Annotated in this window: 21 protein-coding genes; 13 read left to right on the forward strand and 8 right to left on the reverse strand. The window is 69.9% G+C overall.

What is annotated here, in order from left to right; all coding sequences use genetic code 11:
* Nucleotides 1–320: 320 nt before the first annotated feature.
* From ACFYTE_RS13710 to ACFYTE_RS13720, 3 genes are all read right to left on the reverse strand, one after another.
* On the reverse strand, nt 321–1,157 hold the full coding sequence (locus tag ACFYTE_RS13710) for a PrsW family intramembrane metalloprotease (RefSeq protein ID WP_388709132.1): 837 nt from the start codon (nt 1,155–1,157) through the stop codon (nt 321–323).
* Between the two features lie 185 nt (nt 1,158–1,342).
* On the reverse strand, nt 1,343–3,703 hold the full coding sequence (locus tag ACFYTE_RS13715) for an FdhF/YdeP family oxidoreductase (RefSeq protein ID WP_388709656.1): 2,361 nt from the start codon (nt 3,701–3,703) through the stop codon (nt 1,343–1,345).
* Nucleotides 3,704–4,072: 369 nt separating this feature from the next.
* The gene (locus ACFYTE_RS13720; RefSeq protein WP_388709134.1) at nt 4,073–4,957 is read right to left on the reverse strand and encodes a MurR/RpiR family transcriptional regulator; all 885 of its coding nucleotides are present in this window, start codon (nt 4,955–4,957) and stop codon (nt 4,073–4,075) included.
* Nucleotides 4,958–5,349: 392 nt separating this feature from the next.
* Between ACFYTE_RS13720 and ACFYTE_RS13725 the strand changes: the two genes are divergently transcribed.
* The 4 genes from ACFYTE_RS13725 to ACFYTE_RS13740 all read left to right on the forward strand — a co-directional run bounded on the left by ACFYTE_RS13725 (nt 5,350) and on the right by ACFYTE_RS13740 (nt 9,370).
* Complete coding sequence (locus ACFYTE_RS13725) at nt 5,350–6,471, forward strand: pyridoxal phosphate-dependent aminotransferase (protein ID WP_388709658.1); 1,122 nt, start codon at nt 5,350–5,352, stop codon at nt 6,469–6,471.
* Nucleotides 6,472–6,568: 97 nt separating this feature from the next.
* Nucleotides 6,569–7,540, forward strand: coding sequence for an amino acid ABC transporter permease (locus ACFYTE_RS13730; RefSeq protein WP_388709136.1), 972 nt, complete (start codon nt 6,569–6,571; stop codon nt 7,538–7,540).
* A 95-nt stretch (nt 7,541–7,635) separates the two neighbouring features.
* Entirely contained in the window at nt 7,636–8,352 is a 717-nt protein-coding gene (locus ACFYTE_RS13735) for an amino acid ABC transporter ATP-binding protein (protein ID WP_388709660.1), read from the forward strand.
* 46 nt (nt 8,353–8,398) lie between these two features.
* On the forward strand, nt 8,399–9,370 hold the full coding sequence (locus ACFYTE_RS13740) for an ABC transporter substrate-binding protein (RefSeq protein ID WP_388709138.1): 972 nt from the start codon (nt 8,399–8,401) through the stop codon (nt 9,368–9,370).
* Between the two features lie 132 nt (nt 9,371–9,502).
* Here the strand turns inward: ACFYTE_RS13740 and ACFYTE_RS13745 are convergent, their stop codons facing one another.
* The 5 genes from ACFYTE_RS13745 to ACFYTE_RS13765 all read right to left on the reverse strand — a co-directional run bounded on the left by ACFYTE_RS13745 (nt 9,503) and on the right by ACFYTE_RS13765 (nt 13,858).
* Entirely contained in the window at nt 9,503–9,730 is a 228-nt protein-coding gene (locus ACFYTE_RS13745) for a hypothetical protein (RefSeq protein WP_388709140.1), read from the reverse strand.
* Between the two features lie 276 nt (nt 9,731–10,006).
* Nucleotides 10,007–11,584 carry an MFS transporter gene (locus ACFYTE_RS13750; RefSeq protein WP_388709142.1) on the reverse strand — a complete coding sequence of 526 codons (1,578 nt, stop codon included), beginning with the start codon at nt 11,582–11,584 and terminating at the stop codon, nt 10,007–10,009.
* Nucleotides 11,581–12,774, reverse strand: a complete 1,194-nt coding sequence (locus ACFYTE_RS13755; protein ID WP_388709144.1) for an MAB_1171c family putative transporter — start codon at nt 12,772–12,774, stop codon at nt 11,581–11,583. Before ACFYTE_RS13755 ends, ACFYTE_RS13750 begins: the two co-directional genes overlap by 4 nt.
* A 10-nt stretch (nt 12,775–12,784) precedes the next feature.
* Entirely contained in the window at nt 12,785–13,312 is a 528-nt protein-coding gene (locus ACFYTE_RS13760; protein WP_388709146.1) for a hypothetical protein, read from the reverse strand.
* A 21-nt stretch (nt 13,313–13,333) separates the two neighbouring features.
* On the reverse strand, nt 13,334–13,858 hold the full coding sequence (locus tag ACFYTE_RS13765) for a hypothetical protein (protein ID WP_388709148.1): 525 nt from the start codon (nt 13,856–13,858) through the stop codon (nt 13,334–13,336).
* A gap of 196 nt (nt 13,859–14,054) precedes the next feature.
* Here ACFYTE_RS13765 and ACFYTE_RS13770 point away from each other — a divergent pair, with 196 nt between their 5' ends.
* The 9 genes from ACFYTE_RS13770 to ACFYTE_RS13810 all read left to right on the forward strand — a co-directional run bounded on the left by ACFYTE_RS13770 (nt 14,055) and on the right by ACFYTE_RS13810 (nt 23,449).
* Nucleotides 14,055–15,725 carry a class I adenylate-forming enzyme family protein gene (locus ACFYTE_RS13770; protein WP_388709150.1) on the forward strand — a complete coding sequence of 557 codons (1,671 nt, stop codon included), beginning with the start codon at nt 14,055–14,057 and terminating at the stop codon, nt 15,723–15,725.
* Nucleotides 15,726–15,730: 5 nt separating this feature from the next.
* On the forward strand, nt 15,731–15,982 hold the full coding sequence (locus ACFYTE_RS13775; RefSeq protein WP_388709662.1) for an acyl carrier protein: 252 nt from the start codon (nt 15,731–15,733) through the stop codon (nt 15,980–15,982).
* Nucleotides 15,983–16,020: 38 nt separating this feature from the next.
* The gene (locus ACFYTE_RS13780) at nt 16,021–16,638 is read left to right on the forward strand and encodes an SIS domain-containing protein (RefSeq protein ID WP_388709152.1); all 618 of its coding nucleotides are present in this window, start codon (nt 16,021–16,023) and stop codon (nt 16,636–16,638) included.
* A complete protein-coding gene (locus tag ACFYTE_RS13785; RefSeq protein WP_388709154.1) occupies nt 16,635–17,261 on the forward strand; it encodes a class I SAM-dependent methyltransferase in 627 nt (208 codons plus the stop codon). The genes ACFYTE_RS13780 and ACFYTE_RS13785 overlap by 4 nt, the downstream gene beginning before the upstream one ends.
* A gap of 25 nt (nt 17,262–17,286) precedes the next feature.
* Nucleotides 17,287–18,633 (forward strand): glycosyltransferase family 4 protein, encoded by a 1,347-nt coding sequence (locus ACFYTE_RS13790; protein WP_388709156.1) that lies wholly within the window; start codon nt 17,287–17,289, stop codon nt 18,631–18,633.
* A gap of 780 nt (nt 18,634–19,413) precedes the next feature.
* Entirely contained in the window at nt 19,414–20,538 is a 1,125-nt protein-coding gene (locus ACFYTE_RS13795) for a DegT/DnrJ/EryC1/StrS family aminotransferase (protein WP_388709157.1), read from the forward strand.
* Nucleotides 20,539–20,861: 323 nt separating this feature from the next.
* A complete protein-coding gene (locus ACFYTE_RS13800) occupies nt 20,862–21,359 on the forward strand; it encodes an NUDIX hydrolase (RefSeq protein ID WP_388709159.1) in 498 nt (165 codons plus the stop codon).
* The gene (locus ACFYTE_RS13805) at nt 21,356–22,099 is read left to right on the forward strand and encodes a sugar phosphate nucleotidyltransferase (protein WP_388709161.1); all 744 of its coding nucleotides are present in this window, start codon (nt 21,356–21,358) and stop codon (nt 22,097–22,099) included. Before ACFYTE_RS13800 ends, ACFYTE_RS13805 begins: the two co-directional genes overlap by 4 nt.
* A gap of 81 nt (nt 22,100–22,180) precedes the next feature.
* Nucleotides 22,181–23,449, forward strand: coding sequence for a B12-binding domain-containing radical SAM protein (locus tag ACFYTE_RS13810; protein WP_388709163.1), 1,269 nt, complete (start codon nt 22,181–22,183; stop codon nt 23,447–23,449).
* Nucleotides 23,450–23,479: the final 30 nt, after the last annotated feature.

Genomic DNA, 23,479 nt, shown 5'->3' on the forward strand with positions numbered 1-23,479 from the left:
AACGCTCGGCTGGGAAACCCCAGCCGAGCGCCTGCATAAACTACTCACAGCCTGACCAACACGACCAAGTGTTGCGACGATCCCTAGAAACCGCCCCCCGAGCAGGTACGAGGGTTCGTCTTCGCCGGACAACGCCCTGCACCAGCCTGATGGCGCTCCGCCGTAAGACATGCTTCCAAGCCTCGCCGATCCTGGCCAGAGCCAATCTGACGCGAACTGGTCTCTGCACCCGAGGCTGCACTCGGGCGACGCCGACCTCGACTGATGAACTGCGGGCTGTCCGCGGCCTGGTCCACGGTCAGCACGAACGCCAGCCGGTGTCATGCGGGCGCAGGGATCCGCGTGGTGGCCTCGCGACGGCTGCCCAGCAGGCGGGTGCTGATGATCAGCAGCGACAGACTGATCACCGCGAGGGCGATGTACGACACGTCGCTGTCGAAGCTGTCCCACGCGGTGTGCAGACCGACCGCGACTGCGTACACCAGCACGAACGTGGCGACGGAGCGCCGGCGCCAGTGCTGTGCCGCCGCTGACCACAGTGCCGCTGCCGTCAGCCCGGTCCACGCCATGTGGGCGGCGGGGCTCAGCAGCCCCCGGAAGACCAGCAGGTCGTCCACCGCCGTCAGGTCACCACGGGAGTTGATGAGTTCGACGAAGGCGTAGCCCATGGTTTCGAACACCGCGAAGCCGGCGCCGGACGCCACCCCGATGAGCAGGCCGTCACCGGGGTGCCGGTCACGGATGGCCAGCAGCAGAAGGAGCGGCATGATGAGCTTCGCGGCCTCCTCGATCACTCCGACGGCGACCATCGGCAGGAAGTCCATCAGGCGCAGGGTCCGGTACTCCAGGAACCCGGCCGTGGTGACCCCGATGGCACCGCCCACCAGCGCGGTGGTCACCACGACGGGGAAGCGCACACCGAAGTCGAGCCGCCGGCCGGACACGAACACGACGAACACCGTCGGCACCAGGGCCGCGCCGAAGAAGATCAGGGCGGGGACCAGGTTGGGGTTGCCCGTGGATATCAGGGTCGAGTGGATGAGCCAGAACAGCAGCAGGCCGACAGCCAGGACGGCAAGCCACCCCCAGCGGCGGCCGGCGCGGACCAGTCTGTCGCTGGTGGTGCGCGCGGGAAGCCGGGCGAAGGGCTCAGACACGGATCTCCTCCTCGGAGCGGAAGCGGGGGCCAGTCTTCAAACGACGGCGTCTGCTGGTGCGGCAGCCAACGGCACCAGGATGACGGGGAAGCCCAGCGTGAACGCCATCTGCTCGCGGGCCGGGAACAACTGCGCGGAATCCGCCTCCGCCGGCGCGGTGGGCGGCGGGAGCGGAACGGCTGGGATCAAGACGGGCTTTCGGGGCTCGGGGCGATACGCACCTTGATGTTCTTCATCAGAGGCTGGTTGCTCTGCCGGCTGTAGTCGCTTGCCGCGATCAGCACGTTCATCTCCGGCATGTAGCCCGCGGCGCAGCCACGGGGCGTGCTGTACTCGATCGCCGTGTAGCCCCTCAGATGACGCTGGCTGCCGTCGCGGGCGGTGGCGGTGATGTCGACGAGACTGTCGGGCGCGATACCGCGAGCACGCATGTCGTCGCCGTTCATCAGGACGAGAGTGCGCAGGTTGCTGATGCCGCGGTAGCGATCATTGTCGGAGTAGATCGTGGTGTTCCACTGGTCGTGGCTGCGCATGGTCTGGAGGACCAGCACGTCGTCGCGGGGCGGCACCTTGGGCAGCGGCGCGGCAGAGAACTCCGCGCGTCCGGACGGGGTGAGGAAGACCAGTTCGCGCGCCGGCTGCTTGATACGGAATCCGAGCGGCCGCCGTACCCGACGGTTGAAGTCCTCGAATCCGTTGAGGACTTGGGCCATGGTGTCGCGGATGCGGTCGTAGTCCTCGATGTACGACTCCCACGGGGTCTCGCTGCCCGGGAGGGTGGCCCGTGCCATGCCCGCGATGATGGCCGGCTCGGAGAGCAGGTGTGGGGAGGCCGGCTTCTTCATGCCGACCGACAGGTGCACCATGCTCATGGAGTCCTCCACGGACACGGACTGCAGTCCGCGCCGCTGGTGGTCCTTCTCTGTGCGGCCGAGGCACGGCAGGATCAGTGCCTTCTTGCCGTGCACCAGGTGGCTGCGGTTGAGCTTGGTGCTCACCTGCACGGTCAGCTCGCAGTTCCGCAGGCCCTTGGAGGTGTATTCGGTGTCGGGCGCGGCGAGCACGAAGTTCCCGCCCATGCCGACGAAGACCTTCACCCGGCCCTGGTTCATGGCCTCGATGGTGTCGACCGTGTCCATGCCGTGCTCGCGGGGCGGGTCGATGCGGCAGGCGTCGGCGAGCCGGTCCAGGAACTCCGGTCCGGGCCGGTGGTCGATGCCGCAGGTGCGGTTGCCCTGCACATTGCTGTGCCCGCGCACCGGGGAGGGACCGGCGCCCTCACGACCGATGTTGCCGCGCAGCAGCAGGACGTTGACGATCTCGCGGACGGTGTCCACGCCGTGCTCGTGCTGGGTGAGGCCGAGGCACCAGCTGATCAGGGTGCGGTCGGAGCGGGAGTAGATCTCCGCGGCCTTGAGGATGTCGGGACGCGACAGCCCGGACTGCTCCTCCAGTTCCTCCCAGGGGGTGGCTTCGCACAGGGCACGGTATTCCTCGAAGCCGTGGGTGTGGCGTTCGATGAACTCCTTGTCGAGGGCCTTGGGATCGGTGCGGCTCTCCTCCAGGACCGCCTTGGCCATGCCGCGCAGCAGGGCCATGTCGCCGCCCACGCGCACCTGGAGGTTGAGGGTGCTGGTGCGGGTGGCCTTGAACAGCGCCATGTCGGTGAACTCGTGCGGCACGATCGTACTGGTTGCCGCCGCCTCCACGAGCGGGTTCACATGGACGATCTGCGCGCCCCGCCGGTAGGCCTCGGCCAGCGCGGTGAGCATGCGGGGTGCGTTGGACGCGGCGTTGACGCCCATGATGAACAGGGCGTCGGCGGTCTCCCAGTCCTTGAGGTCGGCGGTGCCCTTGCCGGTGCCCAGGGCCGCTTGCAGGGCCCGGCCGGACGCCTCATGGCACATGTTGGAGCAGTCCGGCAGGTTGTTGGTGCCGAACTCGCGGGCCATGAGCTGGTACAAGAAGGTCGCCTCGTTGCTCAGCCGGCCCGAGGTGTAGAAGGCGGCCTCGTCGGGGCTGTCGAGCGCGCGCAGTTCGCGGCCGACGAGGTCGAAGGCGTCCTGCCAGCTGATGGGCGTGTACCGGTCGGTGGCGGCGTCGTAGACGAGGGGTTCGGTCAGCCGCCCCTGGTCCTCCAGGGCGAAGTCGGACCAGGTATCCAACTCGGTGACGGTGTGCTCGGCGAAGAAGTCGGCCCCTACCCGCTTGCCCGTCATCTCCCAGGTGACGTGCTTGATGCCGTTCTCGCAGATGTCGAGCTTGAGGCCCTTGGTGTCGTCCGGCCAGGCGCAGCCAGGGCAGTCGAACCCACCGTTCTCGTGGTTCATTTTGAGGATCGCACGGGGGCCGTCGAGGAGCGCGCGTTCGCGCACCAGCACCCGGGAGACGCTCTTGGCGGCCCCCCAGCCCGCCGCGGGATGGTGGTACGGGCGGTGCGACGGGCGCTTGTCGTCGGCGGGGCCGTCGCCTCCGGTGGCCGAACGGCCGACTGCGCCGCCGCCGTCGTCGGGGAACGGGGTGCGGTTCACGTCGGGTGCGGTCATCTGGCGCTCCTGGGCGGTGTCAGGTCTTCGACGGCAGCGGGGTGTGCGGCGGGGCACCCAGGTGGCCTCCGTCCTGAGTCCTCCCCTCAGCCTAGGAGGCGCCGGTCGAGGGGCTTGCCCACCAGCGCACCGCTTGATGCCCGACAGCGCGCCCGCGCCTACGTGACATATGTAGGGGAAACGGACGTGGTCCGGGGGCCGGGTGCGGAACGCGGTCAGCTGGGTGTCCAGGTCGGCGCGGATCCGGGACAGGGCTTCGTCCGCAACCCGTTCGACGGTGCCGTTGTCGGCGATGGGTGTGTCGGCCATGCCGGGGACGCCAGGTCGATGACTCGGGAGTGGTCGCGGTGGGGCACTGGCGTGTGCCCTCTACAGGGAGTGTTCGATCGTGATGTCGGCCATCACGTCGAGCGCCTTGGCCGATGCTTTGGGGCGGCGGACCGCGATGCCGACGAAGAGCGCGTCGACGATGCCCAGGTGGGCGAGGCGGCTTGCCATGGCTTCGAGCCGGAAGCCGTACTCGGGCCCTCCCGCGATCAGCGCGGCGTCCGCGACGCGGGTCAGGGGCGAGTTGATGAAGCTGGTGACGGCGACGACGAAGGCGCCCGCCGCCCGGGCCGCCTCGGCGACCAGCAGCGACTCGCGGCTGGCACCGGTGTGGCTGATGACCAGGCACACACACGAGTCGTCGAGATGCCGTGCCGCCAGATGCTGGGCCATCACGTCGGCGGGATACGCCGTCACGAGGCCGAGCGCCGACAGCCGGTAGGCGGCGTCGTGGGCCGGCGCGGCGGAGGTCCCGTTCCCGACGACGAGGACGCGGCCGGCCACCGCCATACGGTCGATGGCGAGGGACAGCACCTCGGGATCGACGGTCTGCGCCGCGTCGATCAGGGCCCGGCCGCTGCGGCGCAGGATGCGGTCCAGGATGTCACCGGCAGGTGTCCGGCTGTCGATTCCCTCTTCGTGGGCGAGTTCTTGTTCCTGTTCTTCCTGCTGGGCGAGATCGCGGGTGATGGCGAGCTTGACGTCTTGGTAGCCCCGGTACCCGATGCGCTGGCAGGCACGGACCGCGGAGGACTGCGCGACGCCCGCCTTCTGCGCGACCTCGGTCACCGAGCCGTGCACGACCGCTTCGGGCTCATTGAGGATCAGCTCGATGACCCGCTTGTCCGTGGCACCCAGGCTGGGCAGCGCGGCTTGAGCACGGGTGACGAATTCGCCGCTCACCAGGGCTGACTTGCCTGCGGCCACGGGGCCTCCATTCCTTCGTTCACACAGCACGGATCGACTGTCGATGTGAGCGGGACACTAGCACGGGATGGATTATCCATCCCACGTTCCAGCAATATCTGGATAGTTCATCCTTCGGTAACCCCGGCTTGGCTCCCCCGCCATCCCCGACTTCGAACCTGACACCGTCGGCACGGGTCGACAGGTGTTCGAACGCTCCTACGTGGGCGGCCGCACGGGATGGCAACACCGACCCCGAAGCGGCCCCAAGAGGTGGAGAGTCACTACACCTTCACAGGGCCGGTCGGGCGCCCGGCGCCGATCCCGTACCAGGTCCCGTGCATCAAGCCTTGCGTCCGCCGCGTCCAGGCGGCCGATCAACTCCGGAAACGAGGAACACCCCCGTGGTCACCATGTCGCCGACCGCCGCCTTGCGCCAACGCGCCGCGAGACTGCGCCGTGCGGGCGTCCAAGTCTTCGACTTCTCGGCAGGCGAACTCGACCTGCCGACCCCCGCCCACATCGTCGCCGCGGCCATCGACGCCGCCGGCAGGCCGGAGAACCACCACTACGGGCCGACCGGTGGCGACACCCGCCTGCGTCAGGCGATCGCCGACCGGCTCATCCCGCGGGCCACGAGACCCCTCGATGACTCGAACGTACTGGTCACCAATGGTGCCAAGCAGGCCTTGTTCAACACGTTCATGGCGCTGCTGGAGCCCGGGGACGAGGTCCTGATACCGGCGCCGTACTGGGTGACCTTCCCCTCCTCGGTCCGGCTGGCGGGTGGTAGCCCGGTGATCGTCCAGCCGTCCGCCGGCGAGCTGAAGGTCACCCCGGACAACCTGGAGGCAGCTCGGACCCCGTCCACCAGGGCGATGGTGCTGTGCTCACCGAACAACCCGACAGGACTGGTCTACGACGCGTCGGAGCTGCGCGCGCTCCTGGCGTGGGCGGCGAAGCACGGCATCTGGATCGTCTCGGACGAGACCTACGTCGACCTCGGCTTCCGGCCCGTCCCCGCGCCGGGCCAGGTCGAGCCCGGGGTGAGCGACCAACTCATCACCGTCGGCAGTGTGTCCAAGTCCTACGCCATGACGGGCTGGCGGGTGGGCTGGATGTCGGGCCCGACCAAGGTCATCGACGCGGCTGCCGCCGTACAGTCCCACACCACCTCGAACGTCAGCCGCATCGCGCAGGCGGCTGCTTTCGCCGCCCTCACCGGACCGGACGTGACGGCCGAATTCCGGGCGATCCTCCGCGACCGGCTGAAGATATGTCAGGACGTGCTGGAACCTCTCGGGCTGTTCCGGACGCCTCCTGACGGCGCGTTCTACGTCTTCCCCGACATCCGCGGTTTCGCCCCCGACGACGTCACCGTGGCCGACCGCCTCCTGGACTCCGGCGTCATCACGGTGCCCGGTGCTTCCTTCGGGGCTCCGGGGCATCTGCGGCTGAGTTTCGCCATCGCAGAGGAACACCTGCGCTGCGGACTGTCGACCATGGCCAAGCTCCTCGACGGCCGGGCCGGCTGATGCGCTCACCCGACCACCCGATGGTCTCCCGCACCGTGCTCCGCATGCTCTGTCTGCCCCGGCTACCCGAACTCACCGCCGAATCGGAGACGTCATCATGACCTCTGTCACTGACGGCAAAGCCGCGCTCGCACCACCGGGCAGCGATGCCGAGCAGTCCAAGCCCCCCAAGATCGTCCCCGTCCGGTACCCCGGCCGATGGGTGGCCGTGGCCGTCGCCCTCGTCCTGGTGGCGCAGTTGCTGCACGCCCTGGCCACCAACCCCGGCCTGGAGTGGGTGACTTTCCGGGAGTACTTCTTCGACCCCAGCGTTCTGCACGGCGTATGGCTGACCATCGAGCTCACCTTCTACGCCGCGTTGGCGGGTTTCGCGGGCGGAATAGCGCTGGCCTTCATGCGGCTTTCCCCCAATCCCCTGCTGCGGGTCACCGCCTACGGCTATGTCTGGGTCGTGCGCTCCGTGCCGCTGCTGGTGCAGGTGCTCTTCTGGTTCAACATCTCCTACCTGTACTCGCGTCTGAGCATCGGAGTACCGTTCGGGCCGGAGTTCTTCACCTTCAGCACCACCAATCTGGTCAGTTCGGTGAGTGCGGCCGTCATCGCGCTCTCGGTCAACGAGGCCGCCTTCGCCTCGGAGATCGTCCGTGCAGGGGTGCTGTCCGTCAGCCAGGGTCAGCTGGAAGCCGCCGCCGCGCTGGGGATCCCCAGGCGTCGTCAGCTCGTGCGCATCGTGCTGCCACAAGCCATGCGGACCATCGCGCCCAACGCAGCCAACCAGCTGATCTCGCTGTTCAAGAACACCTCGATCGTCTCCGTGATGGCGATCATGGAACTCTTCTACACCGTCCAGGTCATCTACGGGCGCACTTCCCGCGTCGTACCCATGCTGCTCGTCGCGACCGCCTGGTACGTCCTGCTGACCACCCTCCTGTCGATCTTCCAGTACTACGTCGAGCGGCGCTACGCCAAGGGCACGACGCGGACGCTGCCGCCGACCCCGGTCGAACGGGTGCGCCTCGCCATCGCCAATCTCCGCGCGGCTGCCGCGGAAGAAGGGACCCTACGGTGACCGCGAAATCGCCTTCCGCCGGCCGTGCCCACAAGACCGCGGCCGACCCCGCCCGGGTTGTCGTCGACATACGCGACGTCCACAAGAACTACGGCATGGTCGAGGTGCTCAAGGGAGTCGATCTCCGGGTCCGGGCCGGCGAGGTGACCGTCGTGCTGGGCCCGTCCGGATCCGGCAAGTCCACCCTGCTGCGTTGCATCAACCACCTGGAGAAGGTCAAGCGCGGCACCGTCACCATCGACGGCGAACTGATCGGCTACCGGCGGGTCGGCGACAGGCTGCACGAGCTGCGCGAGCGCGAGGTGCTGCGCCAGCGCACCCACATCGGCTTCGTATTCCAGAACTTCAATCTCTTCCCGCACCTCACGGTGCTGGACAACCTGGTCGAGGCACCCGTCTCCGCCCTGGGCGTGCCGCGGGCCAAGGCCCAGGAACGCGCCGAGCGGCTGCTGGAGCGCGTCGGCCTGCGCGACAAGGCGACCGCCTACCCCGGGCAGCTGTCCGGCGGCCAGCAGCAGCGCATCGCCATCGCTCGCGCGCTCGCTCTGGAGCCCAAGGTGCTGCTCTTCGACGAGCCCACCTCTGCCCTCGACCCGGAGCTGGTCGGCGAGGTGCTGGATGTGATCAAGGATCTGGCACGCGCCGGCACCACCATGATCGTCGTCACCCATGAGATCGGCTTCGCCCGTGAGGTCGCCGACACCGTGGTCTTCATGGACGGCGGCCGGATCGTCGAGCAGGGGGCACCGGCCGACGTGCTCGACTCCCCCCGGCACGAGCGCACCCGCACCTTCCTCTCGAAGGTCCTCTGACCCGCTTCTCCCGAATCTCCTGATTCTCCTGAAAGGCAGCACCATCATGTCCGTGCTCATCCGCCCCAAGCTCACCGCGTTCACCACCCTGGCCATCGCCGCCGCGCTCACCCTGAGCGCCTGCGGCGGCCCCGCCAAGGACGCATCCGCATCGGCATCCAAGGTGCCCTTCAACACCAGCCCCGACCAGAACCGCTACGCGGCACCCAAGGTCGACTCCATCGCCGCTGAAGTGCCCGCGGCCATCCGGTCCCGGGGCACCCTCGAAATCGGCAACTCCAAGGGGAGCACCGCGCCGCTCACCTTCTTCGCCACGGACAACAAGACCCTCATCGGCGTGGAGACGGACATGGCGTACGCGATCGCCTCGGTGTTCGGCCTCAAGGTGCACTACAACCCGGTCTCCTTCGAGCAGATCTTCGTCGGTCTGGACAGCGGCAAGTACGACGTCGGCGTCTCCAACATCACCGTCACCGAACTGCGCAAGCAGAAGTACGACATGGCCACCTACCGCAAGGACGCGCAGGCGTTCGAGGCCAAGAAGGGCGCGACGTGGCATGTCACCGGCCCCAAGGACGTGGCGGGCAGGACCATCGCCGTACCCACCGGGACCAGTGAGGAGAAGGCCCTGCTGGACTGGAACGCCCAGAACGTCAAGGCGGGCCGCAAGCCCATCAACGTGAAGTACTACCAGGACGAATCGGCCGTCTACCTGGCCCTCCAGTCCGGCCAGATCGACGCCTATCTCCATCCCAACCCCGAGGCCGAATACCACGCCAAGACCTCCGGCCAGACCCAGGTCGTCGGCGCCATCATCGGAGCCGGGGAGCACCTGGAGGGCCTGATCGCCGCGACCACCAAGAAGGACAACGGCCTCGGCAAGCCGCTCAACGACGCGATCAACCACCTGATCGAGAAGGGCGTCTACGGGAAGATCCTGGCGCGCTGGGGTCTCACCAGCGACGGGGTGAGCACCTCGCGGCTCAACCCGCCCGGCCTGCCGATCGAGAAGAAGTAAGCGGCCGACGGGCTGATCGTCAGCGCATAGCGCGCGACGAGATCCGACCGAGCCGACCGTGCTGGTCGGCCTCGGCCAGGACCTCTCGGCCGAGGCCACCCGCTTCTCTGCGCCGCCGGCACCGGCCCGGGGTCAGCTGTCTGTGGCGTCGTCCTGGAGAGAGGACGATTCCTGCCGCGATGTTGCGATGAACTCGTCGATGTTTGCTTCCGCTTGTTCGATGTCCTTTTCGTAGATGAAGAGGTGGTCATGGTCGGTCGCGCAGATGGGTCCGGCCTTGATGCCAGCATTGTTCAGGACTTCGAGAATCGGCCGCAGGAACCCTACGACCTCGAAGGGGAGTTCGCCGTCGGTGGACACAATCCGGAACGTCTTGCCTGGGTGCGAGGTGCCGAGCCGGGTGAACGAGCCTCTTGCCGAGGCCGCCCGCCGCCCGAGGTGTGCGCGGCGGGCGGGCGGCTGTACTCGCCGAACTCGGGTCGGCGCCCGGCGCGCTGCGCTGGGACGGCCGCTGTGCCCGGCGCGACCTTGACGGCAACGCCGTTGCCGTAGGAGCAGCCCACCACCTCACCGCCGAACACCGACGGCGGGCCCCGCTTTACGGTCGGCTGCCCCGGCGTCCGTGGCGGCGTTCGGTCAGCCCTTGTCCATGGTCTGCGTGGCGCGTTCGGTCACCGCGGCCTGTTCGGCCTCGGCCTGCGCGCCGGACGGCAGATGGCGCAGCCGGGTCGCGGCCAGCAGGGCAGCGGCCAGGACGATCGCGGCGGCCGCAGCCGCGGCCAGGCCGAGCCCGCGCCCGAACGCCTCGCGGGCCGCGGCGATCAGCGGCGCGGCCAGGCTCTCCGGCAGGCCGGCGGCCGCCTCCTTGGCACCGCCGAGGGTGCCTCGCGCGGCGTCCGCTGTCGCCTGCGGCAGGCCCTCGGGCAGCCTGTCCGTGAGCTCCGCCCGGTAGACGGCGGTGCCGAAGCTGCCGAGCAGCGCCACGCCCAGGGCCACGCCCAGTTCACCGCTGCTCTCCGACAGGGCGGAGGCCGCTCCGGCCCGCTCGGGCGGGGCCTTGCCGATGACCAGGTCCGTGCAGAGCGCGATCATGGGGCTCAGCCCCAGGGCCACGAACTCGTAGCCGACGATGAGCAATACCAGGTCGTCTGCGCCGACTTGGGAGAGCGTGGCGAAGCCCAGCGCCGCCAGCAGCAGGCTGCCCGTGATGACCGTCGCCGGGCGCAGCCGCCGGGCCAGCAGGGGGGCGAGCAGGGAGCCGACGATGGTGCCCACCGAGGCGGGCACCATCCAGGCGCCGGCCACGAACGGCGTCAGATCGAGGACTTCCTGCAGATAGAGGGCGATGAAGAGCTGGGTGCCGCCCATGGCCAGCAGGCCCAGGAGGTAGGTTCCCAAAGACGTGTTGATGACGCGGTCGCGCAGCAAGGACAGGTCGAGCAGCGGGTCGTCCAGCCGGCCCTGACGGCGGACGAAGAGCACACCGAGGGCCAGTCCGCCGGCGAGGGTGAGCGCGAAGGCGACGTCCGGCTCGGAGGAGCTGACGTGCTTGACCGCGTAGACGACGCCGAGGACGGCGGCGAGGGCCAGCGCTGCACTGGGCAGGTCGAGGCGCCCGCCCTGCGGGTCACGGTACTCGGGAAGGAGCACGGGGCCGACGGCGAGCAGCAACAGCATCACCGGCACGCCCACCAGGAAGACCGACCCCCACCAGAAGTGTTCCAGGAGCGCGCCGCCGAGCAGCGGCCCGGCGGTCGTGCCGACCGAGAAGCTCGTCATGATGAAGGCCACCGCGAAGCTCCGCTCGCCCGCCCGGTGGAACATCACGCGGATCAGTGACAGGGCGGAGGGCATCAGGGTGGCACCGGCCAGGCCGAGCAGCGCGCGGGAGGCGACGAGCATCAGCGGGCTGCCGGCGTATGCGGCGATCACCGAGGCGACTCCGAAGAGCCCCGCGCCGGTCAGCAGGATGCGCCTGCGCCCGATTCGGTCACCGAGCGCCCCGGCGGGAACCAGCGCTCCGGCGATCAGGAACCCGTAGATGTCCATGATCCACAGCAGTTCGGTGGAGCTGGGCTCCAACTCGCTGCTCAGATGCGGTACGGCCAGATACAGGACGGTCATGTCCATGGAGATCAGCAGCGTCGGCAGAGCCAGGACGGCGAGCCCGATCCACTCCCGTCGGCCGGCCGGGGGCGGGGTTTCGGTGGTCATTGCGCTGTTTCCTCTGTTACAGGGGTGTGCGGGTGGACGGGAGTGGGAGCCGTGCGGTAGATCCGGGACACCTCGACCAGGAACGCCGTCTCGTCGGGCAGGGTGTCAGCGCCGATCCGCGCGATGGGTATCGTGCTCCGGCGCGGACAGGCGGCGGCCAGACAGGCTGCGCGGGCTCCCTTCAGTACGACGGCGAGCACGGCGGCCGAATGGTCCTTTGCCGAGGACGACACCGCGGCGGACCCGCGCGTGCGCCGGCCGGAGCGGTCGGCGAACGCCTGCGCGGACGCGTGCAGTTCGGGGGTGACGTACTTGTCGAGCAGCAAAATGGCGTCACGGATCTCCATGAGTTTGCGGTAAAGCAGGAGCCGGCCCGGGCCCTGCGGGCAAAGGATCTCCTGCAGGCGGCTGCGCCGCGGGGAGAGCAGCACCTGGGGGCACACCTCCACCAGATCGCGCCACAGGGGCCAGATCAGCCACCAGTCCCTGAGGTCGGTGAGCGCGCGCCGGGCGGTGTGGATGCTGGGGACGGACAGGGCGGCGGCGACCAGCAGGCCGTGCAGGGCGAGGGCGAAGGGTTGCACGGGCACCGACCAGGCGTGGCCGAGGAGTTGGGACAGCGCGCCGAGCCAGTACAGGCCGGCCATGGCGGCGCCGGAACCCAGCAGGAACAGGGCGGTCTTGAGGAAGCCGTTGGTGCACTGCCGTCCGCGGCTCAGACACACCATGACGCACAGGACGTTGGCGGTCATGTGTGTGGCGATGATGAGCAGCCAGTACGCGGTGGACGGCGTGGGTGAGGAGTCCTCCAGGATCAGTTGGCCTCCGTGCGGGCGGTGCATCATGTCCAGGACCACGACACCCGCCACCACACAGCACGCGGTGCCCCGCAACCAGCGCAGCCGGGCCCGGCGACGGGCGTCCGCGGTGAGCGAGTGGACCACTTCGAGCAGCGCGAACGACGAGACGAGTCCGCACACGTTGCGCACCAGGTCCACGCTGTGCAGGCCGCCGAAGGTACGGTCGACGACGTCGCGGACGCCGTCCAGATCGAGGGTCGTGGCGGCCGCCGCCGCGAAGCCCGCGAGCCACAGTTCGCGCTGCCGACGCGACTCCAGGATGTGCGGCAGACGCAGCAGGACGGCGGCCCACATGCACACGTTGCCCACGGCCTGAGCGCCGTTGCCCAACGTGCCGAGGTCAGCCGCTAACGGAGGCATCGAGCCCCAGCGCCCTTTCCAGGGTCCGCGCGGTGCTTTCGGAGGGCCTGCCGGCCGGGCGCAGGGCCCTGCTGAGGATCAGGCTTGCAAGCATCTCGGCTTCCTGCTCCTGCCGCGTGCTGTGCGAGGCGCGTCGCAACAGGCGCCGGACCAGGCGTGGATCGAGGTCGGACAGGAGTGCCGTCACCGGCCCCGGGCCCTCGGTGAGCGGATGGTGGTGGTCGAGGAGGATGTGGCTGATCTCGTGCAGGATGATGTGGTCCTGGTGGGGGCGGGTGGTGCCCGGTTCGAAGAAGACGTGGTCGTCGGTGTCGGTGGCGATCCATGCGCCGCAGGCGCCGTCACTGCGGCCCTCGGGTGGCAGGGGGTGCAGATGGATGGGGCGGCCACGCCGCCGGGCGACGTTCCGGCACAGCTGGTGCGCTGAGACGGGTCGTGGCAGTGCGAGTTCCTTGAGGACGGATTCACAGGGCTGTCGCAGCGCTCGGTAGGGGAACAGCAAGGTCATGCGTCCTTTGTGTGTGGGGGATCATGTCGGCCTGGACGGGCCCGCCATCTCGTCACGACGGTCGGTCACCGCGTCAGCCGCTCCGTTGTCCTGCGCCGGTTCGTCGACGCTCGGGAGCCGGTGCAGTTTGCGCGCTTCGTCCACCATGGCCAGCAGAGCGTCCAGCGTCTCGCTGGAGAGCCCTTCGGCGCGCAGCGCGAGCGAGCGGACCTTGGCGTCCCGCAGCGCCGTGGCCAGCCGGAGCTGGGCGTTGACACGGTCGGCGACCTCTTCGTTGAAGAAGTACTCGGGAGGTACACCGAAGTACTCGGCCAGGACGCCGAGTTGCTCGACGGTGACGTTGTGCTTCTTGCCCGTGGCCAGCTCCCACAGATACGTGCCGGAGAGCTTTCCTCCGGTCGTCTCCCGGATCTCCTTGGCCAGTCGGGCATAGCCGGGCCTGGTGCGCTCGTCGGGATAGAGCGCGGCGATGAGGTGCGTGAGACGTTCGGATATCTTGCCCGCCAGTTGGCGGTTCGATGGTTGCTGGCGCTGGCTGTCCGTCATGGCACCTCCGTGGCTGAACGCGTCACCCCGCAAACGGGAAGACGCCCCCGTCCGCTGCAGCGGATGCAGTCTAGTGCCGCGCGACGCTCTGCGTCCGCCGCCATTGACAGGCCGTGCCAGCTTCAGCGTAGGATCCGTGTTGTGCTTGTCCGCTTTAATGTACGACGAGATCGATTGATGAGAAGGTGATCTGCTGATGGTCACCGGTGAGTTAGCCTCGTCCGTCGCTGACACGCCGCCGCTGACGATCCCCTCGGCGCTCGCACGTTCCGCTCTCACGTGCCCCCTGTCCCCCGCACTCACCGACGGCCGCACCCGTCTGACGTACCGTCAACTCCAAGAGGAGGTCCTCGGCATCGGCCGTGTTCTGGCCCAGCGGGTGAAGACCGGTGACCGTGTGGCCCTGCAACTGCCGCGCAGCGCCGAGTACGTGGTGCTCTATCTCGCCGTCCTCTCGATCGGCGCGGCCGTCCTACCCCTCTCCCACGAGCTGAGCGAGGCGGAGACCGTCACCGAACTCGCCACCTGCGCACCGGTGTTGCTGCTGCGCGACCCGGACGTCCGCGCCGCTCGCCGCCCCTTCCCCGCCGCCGGCGACGATGGCACGGCGCCGGCTCCGGCGGTCATGGACATAGCCGTGTGCGCCCACACCGACGGAGACCTGACGCGTCTGAGGTCGGCGGTGGGGCGCGCTCCCCGCGCCGGGGTGACGGGGACGCACGCCGCACCGGGCGGTGGCGCGGACCCGGAGTCGCCCGCCGTCCTGCTCGCCACCTCGGGGTCCTTCGGCCTGCCCAAGCGCGTCGTGCTGACCCACCGCGCGCTGCTCGCCAACGCGCGGGCGCATCGTGCCTCACTCGACGCCACGGCGCACCGCGAGACCGCGCTCGCTGCCGTACCGCTGAACTTCGGCTACTGCAACACCGTTCAGTTGGTGGGTCAGTTCGACAGCGCGGGGCATGTGGTCCTGCTCGGCGGCGACTTCCTGCCCAGCCGGTTCGGCCGGCTCGTCGAGGAACACCGCGTCACGTCGACCCTGCTCGTGCCCTCCATGCTCCGGCTGCTCACCTTGGGCGACTGGCACCGGACGTACGACCTGTCCTCACTGCGGCACATCGTCTACGGTGGTGCCCCCACCCCGCCCGAGATCCTGCGCGACCTCGAACGGCGCCTTCCCGGGGTGGAGTTGGTGGAGACGTACGGCCAGACCGAGGCCGGACCGCGGATCACCACCATGAGGCCACGGGACCGAGCGGCCCACCCCGGATCCGTCGGACGTCCGCTGCCCGGAGTCGAAGTCACGATCCGCGACCGGGACTTCCGTCCGCTGCCTCCGGGCGCGACCGGAGAGATCGTGGTCCGGGGCCCCGGCACGATGACGGGGTACCACGCCCGGCCCGAGGAGACCGCGCGGGTGCTGCGCGGCGGCCGGCTGCTCACCGGCGACCTCGGCCGCCTCGACAAGGACGGCTTCCTGTATCTGAGCGGCAGGCTGCGCAACATCGCCATCGTCAGCGGCATGAACGTTTCCCTTGAAGAGGTGGAGGCCTGTCTGACGGCCCATCCCGCGGTGACCGAGGCCGTCTGCGGGGTACGGGCCGATGCCCGCGCGGGCGAGACGCTGGTGGCGTGGGTACGTCTCACCGTCGCCGAACAGGCCACGGTGCTCGACGAGTTGACCGGCTTCTGCCGGGCGCGGCTCAGCGCCCACAAACTTCCGCGCCGCATCGTGGCGGTGGCGGACTTCCCCCGTACCCGCACCGGAAAGATCGACCGGTCCGCGGTGCTCGCCCGCAGCCGCGCCGCACCACCGCGGACCGACGGACCCGGCCCGGACATGCCCGAAGCCGAGGAGGTGGGCGGTTGACGACCGTGGACGAAGTGGACGCCTGGATCGTGCGGAAGCTCGCCGACATGAGCATCCCCCCGCGGGCCGCAGAGGAGATCGCGGCCCAGCAGTCCCTCACCGACGACCTCGGAGTCGACTCCCTGGCCTTCATCGAGGCCCTGGTGTCCTTCGAGGAGGATTTCGGAGTACGGCTCGACGAGGAACGGCTGCTGCTCTCCTCGTACGCCAGAGTGCAGGACCTCATCGACTATCTGCGCGCCAGTCGCGCCCGTTGACGACCGGCCGGGCAGCCCCCGGCAGAGCGGAGCACTCAGTGGAACCGGATACTTATCTCACGGCCCTGGTCGACGCGGCGCGCGGGCTCGACGTGGACGACGTGACCGCGGCCGTCGACCGGATCGCGGCGGCCCGGGCCCGGGGCGCCACCGTCTTCGTGGCGGGCAACGGTGGCAGTGCGGCCACCGCATCCCACATGGCGTGCGACCTGGCGAAGACGGCCACACCGGGCCTGTCGGCGGGGTTACGGGTCGTGCCGCTGCTCGACACCTCGGTGCTGACCGCCTGGGCCAACGACGTCTCCTACGAAGCCGTCTTCGCCGCGCAGCTCGCCACGCAGGCCAGGGCCGGCGACCTGCTCGTCGCGATCAGCGCGAGCGGTAACTCACCCAACATCGTCCAGGCACTGACCACCGCGCGCGCCCACCGCGTGGAGACGGTCGCGCTCGTCGGCTTCGACGGCGGTACGGCCCGTTCCCTGGCGGACGTCGTGATCACGGTGCCCGCCGACCACTACGGGGTCGTCGAGGACATGCATCTCGCCGTCAACCACATGATCACCGAACAGCTCGGCGCCCGTCTCGGCTCCTGCACCGTCGGCGGGCCGCGCGCGGTGCGCGCGAGCCTCCCGCCGGTCGTGGGGCGTCCGACGTGACGGGGGCGACGGATGTCTGGGACGAGCGGGCCGGACGGCCCGGGCTGCACGCGGTGCTCTCCCGCCGCTGGTCCCCCCAGCAGTGCGACCGGGTCGACCGCGAGCAGAAGGCGCTGATCGACCGGCTGCTGCCGGACCTGGGCGCCGACCGGGTGCTCGACCTCGGCTGCGGAGTCGGACGGCTGACTGCCTGGCTGGGCGACCGGGCCCGCTGGACGGTGGGGGTCGACCGGTCCGCGGAGATGGTGCGCCGGGCGACGCGCGCACTCGACGGGAAGCCGGCCCAGGCGGTGCGCGCCGGAATCGACCGGCTCCCCTTCGAAGGCGGCTCCTTCGACACCGTCCTCGCGGTCTTCACGCTCCAGCACCTCACGGACGAGGAGGTGTTCCTGGCCGCCGTACGCGAGATGACCCGGGTGGTGGTGGAGCGGGGCGGACGACTCCTCGTCGTGGACGGCCACAATCCCGCCGCCATGGCCCGTGACGTCTCCAGCACCACCACCTCGACCGTGATCCGGCCCCTGACCGCCTACCGGGGCCTGGCGGCCGTCGCCGAGCGTACGGCCGTGGAGGAGGTGACGTACGCAGGCGACCGTTACCTCGCCCAGCTCTGGCGGACCTGACGGCCCGCCGGCGGAAGGGAGCGCCGTGCACATCTGGTTCCTCACCCCGACCTTCCCACCCGTCCACGGCGGGTCGGAGACACAGATCTACACACTGGCGGCGGGCCTGACCCGACGCGGACACCAGGTCGACGTACTCACCGAGCGCTATCCGGGCACGGCGGAGCGGGAGGACCTGCTCGGCGTGCGCGTGCACCGCGTGCGCACCGACTCCACGCTCTGGGACCGGCCGGACCGGGTGCCCTGGGAGGAGCGGGTCTTCGGCCTGCTCGGTGACGCCGAACGCCTCATCGGCTCCGGTCCCGTCGACATCCTGCAGACGTTCTGCCAGGTGGGTGCCGTCCTCGGTGCCATGATGCGGGCAGCCGTCGGCTGTCCTCTCGTGGTGACGATGAACGAGACGACCCCCGAGACCGACCCGTTCGGCGCCTCCCGTTCCCGGTTCGTCTTCGGGCATCTGCCGTACGACGCGGTGGTGGCCGGCAGCCGTGCCTACCGCGAGCAGGCCATCGCCCACGGCGCGCCCCCCGCCCGGGTGCACATCGCGCGGTACGGCATCGAGACCGGCCTGTACGGCGGTGCCGACGTGCGGGAGATCGCGGACGCCCGTGCCTGGCTGGGCGTGGCGCCCGGGGAGCCGCTGGTGCTGCTGGTGGGGAGGTACAAGGAACGCAAGGGCCAGCGCGAACTCGTGTGGGCCATGGCCCGGATCGTCGAACGCCACCCTCAGGCCCGGGCCGCCCTGGTGGGCTCCCTCAACTCGGCGTCGGCCGCCTACAAGGAGCAGCTGGAGCGCGACATCGACGAGCTGGGGCTGCGCGGGCATGTGCTGCTGCGCACCTCCGACCGGCCGTTCGGCTCCATGCGCGCGCTCTACGGGGCCGCGGACGTGGTCGTCCAGCCCAGCCACGCCGAAGGTCTCGGTCTCTCCGCCATCGAGGCCGTGGCCGCGGGCCGCCCACTGGTGGCGACCGCGGTATCGGGTCTGTCGGAGGTCATGGAGTGCTGCCCCGGTACGGTTCCGGTGCCGCCACGCGACCCCGAGGCGCTGGCCCGCGCGGTCTGCGCACTGCTCGACGCCCCGGAGCGGGCCGCTGCGGCCGGCCGCCGCGCCCAGGAGGCGGCGCGACGGGAGTTCGGCGCCGACGGGATGGTCGACGGATACCTGGAGGTGTACCGGCGGCTGCGGTCAGCCGCCGATCGCCGGCCCGGGGATCCGGCGCAGCTCGGGAAGCGTGCCGACGGCGGACACCGTCCCGGGCGAGGCCAGGACGACACAGCCGCGCCGGTATCCGGTCTCCTCATGCGCGGGGCAGCTCGGCCACAGAACGTGGCTCTCCCCCAGAGCGGACCGACCGAGATAGTCGATTGACAGTTCGGTGTCGCCGTACACATCGAATCCGTAGCCGCTGTCGTCGGGCACTTTGAAATCGTCCACGACAATGACCGAGAGGGGCCATTTCTGAAGAATGAAGGCCACCTCGTCGCGCAAGGGAAGATCGGCGTTCCAGTGCGCGTCCAAATAGCAGAGGAATACTTCCGAGGACGGCACGTATGAGCCCTTGTGCAAGATCTTCAGGGCCTCGCGAGAATCTCGGTTGAGTACTTTGACTTCGGGTACATGGCGAAATTCTCGGGCCACGTACCGAGCGAAGTTCGGGTTCTTTTCGGCGGTGTAGACGGGCTTTCCCGAGACATGCCACAGAAAGCGCGTCGAGGCACCCCGGTAGCTGCCCGACTCGAAGAGCGCGGCCGGTCGCACGGCGCTGACCAGGGACCGGAACATGTGCTGCCGCGCATGCTGGCCGTTGAACGGTTCGAGCCAGGGGCCGTCGAGCCGAGGTACGTTACGGCCGATCAGCTCGGCGACCGAAGGATGCAGCGGGCGGGAAAGCGAATCGTAGCCCCTGGCCAGGAACGAGGTGGCCTGCCGGGCAATATGCTGGAGCGTCATGAAAAATTGATAAGGCAGTGCGGGAGGCGCCGTCAAGTGGGCCGGATGCGAAATAACTCAGAGCAGGTGTTGCGCGTCCGGAAGGGTCTGATGCATTGTGGAACAGGTCGCCCCGCATGCGCCTCGGAAATTTTTTCGCCGCAGTGCGCCCACGCAGGCCGTCGCATGATGAACCCAAAGATTTCGAGAGGGGTGGGCATGCCATTCGTTCCGGCCGTCGAGATCGAGGTGCCCGACGACGAGCGCCGCCAGGTCCTCGCCGAGGTCGACCGACTGCTGCGCGCCGGGAAGTTCTCCCAGGGCGCCAACGTCGAGGCGTTCGAGGAGGAGTTCGCGGCGTTCACCCGGGCCCCGCACGCCGTCGCCGTCGCCAACGGCACCACCGCCCTGGAGCTGATCCTTTGCGCCCTGGACGTACGCGGCCGCGAGGTCGTCGTTCCGGCGGGCACCAACTTCGCGACGTACATCGCGGCCGAACGCGCGGGAGCGACCGTACGACTGGCCGACGTCGACCCGGCCACCATGGCACCCACGGTCGAGCAGGTGCGCGCGGCCTGCACCCCGCGTACGGCGGCGGTGACGGTCGTACACACCGGTGGCCTGATCAGCGCCGAGACCGAGGCCGTCGCCGCCTGGTGCGAGCGGCGCGGCATCGCCCTGGTCGAGGACTGCGCACACGCCCACGGCAGCGAACGCGACGGCCGGCACGCGGGCACCTTCGGGGTGGCCGGGGCCTTCTCGTTCTTCGCCACCAAGGTCATGACCACCGGCGAGGGCGGCATGGTGATCACCGGCGACCCCCGACTCGCCGAGGAGATACGCCTGTTACGCAACCTCGGCAAGCCCGAGGCGTGGGTGAGCCGGCACACCCGCCCCGGCTGGAACGCCCGGCTCCCGGAATTCGCGGCCGTTCTCGGCCGTGCCCAGCTCGCCCGACTGCCCCGGGCCCTCGCCGCCCGCCGCGAAGTCGTCGCCGGCTACGCGGACGCCCTGCGCGGACTCCCCGTCGGTGACTTCCTTGTGGCCGACCACCCCTGCAGCGGCTACAAGGCGATGCTGCTGCTCCCGTCCGGCACCGACCGCGACGCCCTCAAAGCCGCCCTGCGCGTGCGCGGCGTACAGGCGGCGGGCGAGGTGTACGCCACCCCCCTGCACCATCAGCCGTGGCTCACCGAGCGCCACCGCGACCTCAGCCTCCCCGGAACCGAGCGCGGCTGCGCCGGCCAGCTGTGCCTGCCGATCTACCCCGGCCTGGGCGAGAAGCGGCTGACGCACGTGGTGCGGGCCCTGTCGGAGTCCCTGGCGGAGGTGGGGACGACATGACGGCCGCTTGCCGACACGGGAGCGTCCCGGCTGCCGGGTTGCCGGATGTCGTCCCTTCTGAACGGGGGCTTGGCGTCGCCTCCGTGGACGGGGGGCCGGGCGTCGTCCTGGCCGACGGGAGGTCGGGCCCTGGCTCGGCCGATGGTAGGCCGGGCGTCGTTCCCGCCGCCCGGATGCCGGGCCCCGCCCTCGCCCCCGCCAACGGAAGCCCAGGCACCCCCGTCGCCGCGGGGCCCGTAGCTCCTCCCGGTGAGTGCGACGGTGCCGCGGTCCCCCTGCGCGCCGCGTTCCGTAGGCCGTGGCTCGTCGTCCGGGAGGCGCGGGTGCCCGAGGTCGGCGGGAGCGAACGCAGTTGGTACTACCTGGACCACCCGGGCTGTGCCCTGGTGCTGCCCGTCACCGCCGGCGGAACCCTGCTGCTGATCCGGTCCTGGCGGATCGCGGTGCGCCAGTGGTGCCTGGAGGCGCCGGCCGGACGGTGCGAGCCGGACGAGAGCCCCGAGGAGACGGCCCGCCGCGAACTGGCCGAGGAGACCGGCGCCCGCGCCGGCTTCCTGCACCCCCTGGGCACCGTCTGGCCCTCCAGCGGCTCCTCCAACGAACAGGTCCACCTCTTCCTGGCCCCCGACGTCAGCCCCGGACAACCACGCCTCGACGACGGCGAAGCCATCCGCCCCTGCCCTCTCCCGGTGACCGAGGCCCTGGCCCTCGCCACCACGGGAGAGCTCCAGGACGGCCCGACCGCACTGGCCCTCCTGCGCGCCCACCACCGCGGACTCCTGTCCGCCGACAGCCCGTCGAGGGCCGGGGAGCCGCGATGACACGGCACGACGTGCGCGCCCCCGCGTCCGGCCGGCACCGCACCGGGCTCCAAGTCGCCGTCCTGGCAGGCGGAAAGGCCACCCGGCTCGGCGAACTGACCGTCCGCAGGCCGAAGATCCTGATGCCCGTCGCCGGCCGCCCGTTCCTCGATCTGCTCCTCGCCCCGCTGCTGGACGCCGGGCTGCGCCGCTTCCACTTCTGCCTCGGCCACCTCGCCCAGCCGGTGCTCGACCGGCTGGACCGGTTGCCCGCGCCCATCGAGGTGACCGCCCACGTCGACACGTCCCCGCGCGGCACTGCGGGAGCACTGCGGGCCGCCGTGCCGCACCTGGACGACGTGTTCCTGCTCGTCCTGGGCGACACCCTGCTCGACATCCCCTACGCCGACGCCGCCCGCTGGCTCGGCCCCCGGGACGAGGCCGCCATGGTCCTCACCTCCGCGGCGACCGGTGTACGCCCCAACACCCGTGTCCACGACGGCAGGGTGACCCGCTACGACAAGGACGCCGCCCAAGACCCCGACACCCTCTGGACCGACACCGGCGTGTGCGTGCTGCGCCGCGACGCCCTGCGGCACCTGGAACCGCACCGGGACCCGGTGGACCTCGGGGCGCTGTTCCGCGCCCTCGTCAGGCGCCGTGCGCTCGCCGCCCACCTGGTCGCCGAGCCCTTCACCGACATCGGCACACCCGAACGCTATGCCCGCTTCCGAGGCCGACACGAACACCCCGTTCCCTGACCTGAACCGCTCCCGCCCGCCCGGAGCCCCGGCCGGGCCCCGATGTACTGTCCGCCGATCCCCGCGACCCGAGGAGTCGCCGTGCGCATACTGCTGGTCGAACCCGCCGTCTACACCCCCGACGGCCTGGACAAACAGGAGATGCGGCCCACACAGCTGATCTCCCTCACCCTGCCCTACCTGGCCGCGATGGTCCCGCCCGACTGGGACGTCGACCTGGTCTACGAGGTGTGCGAGGACCTGGAGCGGGACTACGACCTCCCCTCCTACGACATCGTCGGCATCACCACCCAGACCATCCAGCTCAAACGCACCCTGGAACTCGCCCGCACCATCCGCAGGCTCGGTCCCCGCGTCGTCGTCGGCGGCCCCGCCACCATCGAGGACAACCACAGCCTGGTGCCGGTGATCCGCCGTTTCGCCGACTCGGTCGTCGTGGGCGAGGCCGACGTCCTGTGGCAGCGCCTCCTCGCCGACCTGGCCCACGGCGAACTCAAGGAGACGTACCAGAGCGACGAGATGGTGCCCATGACGGGCCATCCGCTGCCCCGGTTCGACCTGGTCGACTTCAGCAAGATCGAGCAGCCGCACGTACTGCCCTCGTTCACCGCGCGGGGCTGCCCGCGCAGGTGCACCTTCTGCAGCGAGTTCCTCTACAGCAAGTGGCGCTACCGCCCCGTCGACGACGTGCACGCGGAACTCCTCGCCTACCGCGACCGGTTCCACATCCCCCGCGTGGTCTTTCGCGACGACGACTTCCTCGTCTTCCCCAAGCGCTCCAAGGAACTCCTGGGCCGCCTCGCGGGCGAGGGCATCGAATGGGGCTGCCAGACCGACTTCAACCTCGCCCGCCATCCCGACGTCGTCCAGGCGGCGCTCGACGGGGGCATGCGCGTGGTCTCCTTCGGGGTGGAGAGCGTGCGGGAGAAGAACCGCGTCTTCACCGAGAAGACCTTCTTCACGATCCCGGAGGCCGAGGAACTGCTCCTTCGCCTGCACGAAGCGGGAGTGGAGACCCAGGTCAACGTCATCTTCGGGTTCGACTGGGACGACCCGGACGTCTTCGACGAGACCTACGAGTTCGCCATGCGCACCAAGGTCTCCCGCCTGTTCCTGAGCATCCTCTACCCCATCCCCGGCACGCCCCTGTACGAGCACCTGGGCCGGGAGGGACGGCTGCTGGAGAAGCGGCCCCAGGGCATCGACGACCCCCTGGCCGTGACCTTCACCCCCAAGCTGCTGACGGCGGATCAGCTCGTCGAGGGTTATCTCGACGTCGAGCGGCGCTTCGCCGAGGCGGACCTGACCGGCCGCACCTACTGGCTGGGCAAGGACCTGGTCGTCGTCTGAACGAAAGAGCCCGATGACAGCCGTGGAACG

Origin of the sequence: Streptomyces sp. NPDC004629, assembly GCF_042873595.1 — a bacterium.
Classification (GTDB): Bacteria; Actinomycetota; Actinomycetes; order Streptomycetales; family Streptomycetaceae; genus Streptomyces.

Excerpts from the sequence above, each read along its gene's own strand:
- ACFYTE_RS13735 (WP_388709660.1), top strand. The coding sequence starts at position 7,636 with ATGGTCGAGGTGCTCAAGGGAGTCGATCTCCGGGTCCGGGCCGGCGAG.
- ACFYTE_RS13740 (WP_388709138.1), top strand. The coding sequence starts at position 8,399 with ATGTCCGTGCTCATCCGCCCCAAGCTCACCGCGTTCACCACCCTGGCC.
- ACFYTE_RS13770 (WP_388709150.1), top strand. The coding sequence starts at position 14,055 with ATGGTCACCGGTGAGTTAGCCTCGTCCGTCGCTGACACGCCGCCGCTG.
- ACFYTE_RS13805 (WP_388709161.1), top strand. The coding sequence starts at position 21,356 with ATGACACGGCACGACGTGCGCGCCCCCGCGTCCGGCCGGCACCGCACC.
- ACFYTE_RS13765 (WP_388709148.1), bottom strand. The coding sequence starts at position 13,858 with ATGACGGACAGCCAGCGCCAGCAACCATCGAACCGCCAACTGGCGGGC.
- ACFYTE_RS13795 (WP_388709157.1), top strand. The coding sequence starts at position 19,414 with ATGCCATTCGTTCCGGCCGTCGAGATCGAGGTGCCCGACGACGAGCGC.
- ACFYTE_RS13760 (WP_388709146.1), bottom strand. The coding sequence starts at position 13,312 with ATGACCTTGCTGTTCCCCTACCGAGCGCTGCGACAGCCCTGTGAATCC.
- ACFYTE_RS13750 (WP_388709142.1), bottom strand. The coding sequence starts at position 11,584 with ATGACCACCGAAACCCCGCCCCCGGCCGGCCGACGGGAGTGGATCGGG.
- ACFYTE_RS13730 (WP_388709136.1), top strand. The coding sequence starts at position 6,569 with ATGACCTCTGTCACTGACGGCAAAGCCGCGCTCGCACCACCGGGCAGC.
- ACFYTE_RS13725 (WP_388709658.1), top strand. The coding sequence starts at position 5,350 with ATGTCGCCGACCGCCGCCTTGCGCCAACGCGCCGCGAGACTGCGCCGT.
- ACFYTE_RS13715 (WP_388709656.1), bottom strand. The coding sequence starts at position 3,703 with ATGACCGCACCCGACGTGAACCGCACCCCGTTCCCCGACGACGGCGGC.